Source organism: Dolichospermum sp. LEGE 00246, assembly GCF_015207865.1.
Taxonomy (GTDB): domain Bacteria; phylum Cyanobacteriota; class Cyanobacteriia; order Cyanobacteriales; family Nostocaceae; genus Dolichospermum; species Dolichospermum heterosporum.
Genome location: NZ_JADEWA010000741.1, coordinates 1 through 1,373 on the forward strand (window position 1 = coordinate 1; position 1,373 = coordinate 1,373).

Annotated in this window: 1 protein-coding gene; it reads left to right on the forward strand. The window is 36.5% G+C overall.

Annotation, left to right across the window (positions count from 1 at the left end):
* On the forward strand, window positions 1-1,286 hold a 1,286-nt coding region (locus IQ228_RS26055; RefSeq protein WP_193965012.1), incomplete at its 5' end, for an adenylate/guanylate cyclase domain-containing protein.
* Between the last annotated feature and the right edge of the window lie 87 nt (window positions 1,287-1,373).

Here is a 1,373-nt window from a genome sequence, read left to right on the forward strand (position 1 = left end):
ATATTCAACCACAAAAAACAATTTTTCGGAATGTTGAAGAACTACAACAACAATGGATAAGTGCTAATACTATTAATAGCAATAACAATAATCAAAATGAAACTATTGCTCGTCTTAAAGATTTGGTAGATATAGCTAAAAATCTTTGTGCTGCTGCATCTATTGAGGAAATTTTCTTCCAAGTACAACAGGTGGTTTTTCGTTATCTTGATAGTATTGACCGATTAGCCCTATTAGTAAAAATTGATGATTCTGGTAATTTAGAGTTAATAAATTCTGCCACTAGAAATATTTCTGAACAAGAACATTTAGCTACGGATGGTAGTTGGATTAGTCGCAGTATTTGTCAAAAAGTATTTGCAGAAAAAATTGCTATTCAAAGCGCCGATACTCAATCTGATCAACGTTTTTCTAGGGAGAAAAGTATTTTAGTTAAAGGTATTCGCAGTGCTATGGCTGTCCCATTATGGGATGAACACAAAGTAATTGGAGTTCTCTATGCTGATGCTAGTCTGTCTTCATCTCATTGGGAAAGTGAAGGGGAAGAAGAACTCAGCTTTTTTTCGGCTTTGGCTAATATTGTAGCTTCTAGTGTGCAACGTTCGTTGTTAGTAGACAAACTCAAAAATGAAGAAGTAATTCGTCATCGTTTAGAAAGATACCATTCTCCGGCTGTTGTCCAACAATTGATAGCTGTTGGTGGTTCTCCAGATGGACGTTTAGCACCTAGAGAAAATGAAATTAGTATTTTATTTGCAGATTTAGTCGGTTTTACGGCAATTTCTGAACGATTGACACCTACAGAAATTGCTCAATTATTAAATAATTTATTTGAAGAAATGTTGAAAGAAGTATTTTTGTATAGTGGCACCTTAGATAAATACATTGGTGACTGTATTATGGCATTTTTTGGCGCTCCTGACCCAGATCCAGGTCATGCAGATAGGGCAGTTGCCTCGGCGAAGGGAATGCTAACTCGGTTAAAACATCTCAATGCTAATCATTTTTGGCAAGAACCTTTACAATTACGGATTGCTATTAACAGTGGTAAAGCTGTAGTTGGTGATGTTGGTAGTTCTCAGAGGGTGGATTATACTGCTTTAGGAACGACAATTAATTTGGCAGCCAGGATGGAGACTATTTGTTCTCCTGGTGAATGTGTAATTAGTGAAGTTACTTATAATATGTTGTCAGAAAAATCTGATTTTTTTGATATCGGAGCTTATCGTTTTAAAGGAATTGATCGTTCCATTAAGTTATATCAAACTAAAATGCATGAACTATAATATTACTGACGCTGTGCTGTAATGGGTAGTAGTCCGTCAACCCGAAAATGACGGGTGAAGGCAGGGAGGTAGGGGAGGTAGGGGAGG